Origin of the sequence: Acinetobacter haemolyticus CIP 64.3 = MTCC 9819, from assembly GCF_000369065.1 — a bacterium.
Taxonomy (GTDB): Bacteria; Pseudomonadota; Gammaproteobacteria; order Pseudomonadales; family Moraxellaceae; genus Acinetobacter; species Acinetobacter haemolyticus.
In genome coordinates this window covers 243236-245511 of sequence record NZ_KB849799.1, presented here as the reverse complement: position 1 = coordinate 245511, position 2276 = coordinate 243236, and the positions used below count along the sequence as shown (strand labels likewise).

Annotated in this window: 4 protein-coding genes and 1 pseudogene; 2 read left to right on the top strand and 3 right to left on the bottom strand. The window is 35.1% G+C overall.

Translation table 11 applies throughout. The features are described 5' to 3' along the window. The 3 genes and pseudogenes from F927_RS17005 to F927_RS01210 all read right to left on the bottom strand — a co-directional run. A pseudogene (locus tag F927_RS17005) lies at positions 1-251 on the bottom strand (IS66 family transposase); the annotation flags it as partial. Positions 252-325: 74 nt separating this feature from the next. Beyond that, positions 326-670 carry an IS66 family insertion sequence element accessory protein TnpB gene (tnpB, locus tag F927_RS01215; RefSeq protein WP_005080771.1) on the bottom strand — a complete coding sequence of 115 codons (345 nt, stop codon included), beginning with the start codon at positions 668-670 and terminating at the stop codon, positions 326-328. Further along, positions 667-912, bottom strand: a complete 246-nt coding sequence (locus F927_RS01210) for a hypothetical protein (protein WP_080592142.1) — start codon at positions 910-912, stop codon at positions 667-669. Before F927_RS01210 ends, tnpB begins: the two co-directional genes overlap by 4 nt. Here F927_RS01210 and F927_RS01205 point away from each other — a divergent pair. Both F927_RS01205 and F927_RS01200 read left to right on the top strand, forming a co-directional pair. Continuing rightward, positions 903-1523 (top strand): site-specific integrase, encoded by a 621-nt coding sequence (locus tag F927_RS01205; RefSeq protein ID WP_228127903.1) that lies wholly within the window; start codon positions 903-905, stop codon positions 1521-1523. The genes F927_RS01210 and F927_RS01205 overlap by 10 nt on opposite strands. Before the next feature lie 3 nt (positions 1524-1526). Further along, complete coding sequence (locus F927_RS01200; protein ID WP_005080765.1) at positions 1527-2255, top strand: hypothetical protein; 729 nt, start codon at positions 1527-1529, stop codon at positions 2253-2255. Positions 2256-2276 lie beyond the last annotated feature (21 nt).

The window sequence follows — 2276 nt, the reverse complement described above, 5'->3', positions numbered from 1 at the left end:
GTTAAGTGTTCATTCTTTTGGGCGAATTTGTGCTTTTTAAACAGCGCCAGTTCATGCTCGTATTTTTGATTGAGAATAGAAAGATGTTGAACTTTAGAATCTAATTGCTGATTGGTGACTTCAAGATGTTGAACTCTGGCATCTAATTGCTGGTTTGATTGTGCTAGAGACTGATGCTGCATCGCCAACTGTCTGGTGAATTCCAGCAGTTGTTCATGGGTCAGTTGGCTTAAGTCAGGCAGCGTATTCATGACCACAGTATGCCTGAGGTCATGAAGAGAATGAAATAGAACGTTTGGAGGATGGCAGAATGGTCGAGCTTGGTTTAGAGCATATTCACCACTTGCTGCAATCCAATTCTCTGCCAGGGCAAACCTTGGATTAATGCCTGTAACTGTTCCGGGCTGAGGGCCACGGTTTCACCTTGGTGAACTTGGTGAACTTGAGCCCAGTGAAATTTACCCTGTTCCAAACGCCGGGCACACAGCCAGATGCCCAGTCCATCATGTACCAACACTTTCATACGATGACCACGTTTATTACAGAACAGGTAGGCGCAATGCGGTTTGATGTAGCCAAAGGCTCTCACCACCTGAGCCATGACAGTATCCATTCCTGCTCGCATATCCATGGGCTGGGTAGAGAGCCAAATTTCATTGATACGGATCATGTTGCCAGTGCCTTGAGTAATTCTGCCAAGGCAGGTATTTCTGATGTCTGCCATTTCAAGCCAATTTCTGCTTTTGAGTGGGGTAAAGTAATTTGAACTTTTAACATGTCAGTAGGAGTAGGATCTAATGGTGCAGAGCAAGATAAGGCAATAAATGCAGGTTTATTCGGTAGTGGTGAGCGATCACTCCCTGGCTTAGCATCAATTAAGCGAATCCATTTGGATACAAGATTTGTATTCAATCCATGTTGCAAAGCGACTGAAGCAATTGAAACGTCCGGTGCTTTACATTAATTCTGAGTCTTATAGCCTTATAGTTACAAATACTGATGATGAAAATGATACTAGGATGAGAAAGCCAAGTATTAAAAATGAACAGTCATATAGAGTCATAAAGTTGAATCAAAAGGATTATAATTTTTTAGTTATGTATATCAATTATATAAGGAGTTGTGGTGAATCTGATATCTTATTTACTTCTTTGAAGCCACCCTACTCCCCATTAAGTTACTCTGCAATTAATATAATTTTTAACAAAATTGATAAAGTCTTCAGGTACTTACATCCTATATATTTTGATAACAATAAGGTTGATTCTATCCACAAGATCACGCCTCATGTTTGTCGTCATACCTGGGCTTATATCACATTAGCTTTTGCAATAAAAAAGTATCAAGCTAAAGGTCTAATCGACAATGACGAAAATATGCAACAAGCCCAAGAAAATCTGCGTGTATTAGGTGGTTGGAGTGTTAATAGCGTTATGCCCAGCTATTACGCTAAACGCTTTATTGTAGATAGTGCCAACCTCTTAAATTTAAAACGAATATCTGAAGAATTATTGGAATTATAAAAAATGGTGCAATTTGACCTATTTACAGAACAGGAATTTTTTAGTGTTTCAATTTTTAACGAAAAACAGCTGGTAGCCCTTCAAAGTATAGATAAAAAAATACCCAAGATTGTCAAATTTTTAACTGCAGATAAATTTGATGATAAATTTATAATTTCAACAGCTACCACTTGGCATTTCTATTATTCTGGAATAAAAGAAAAAATAGATTTTTCAGTACTTTGTGAGAGTGAGGTTATATTAGCTAAATTTTTCCTTATAATGTACATTCAAAAGAACACACCCTCACATTTAAGTAAAAAATTTTATTCTTTCTGTTTTTTAATTTCAAATTTAAAAGAAAATAAATCATATTTTAATTACGATAATTTAAAAAAAATATTGATTGAAATCGCAAACGAAGAAAAAAATTATAACACATATTCTAATATTAAATTTTTATTGAAACTACTAATAGTAGAAGACTTTCCGCATTTTGATATTGCTGATGATTATGAACTAGAGTTTATTCCTAGACCTAAGTCTTTTAATTCAAAATTATTCTATCAAGAATATGAGGATTGTATTGATTATGCCCTTATCTCTATGATTCAACAAGGTTTTTCTAAGTTAATTAAGGAAATAAATAAATTTAAAAAAAACATAACTAATCAAACACTGGCGAATTCAAACATGAGGTGCGACAGTTTCAAAAGCCTTATGATAATCAACAAGCTGAGCAAATTTCTCTAATGGTGTAAGCCAATCTAACGC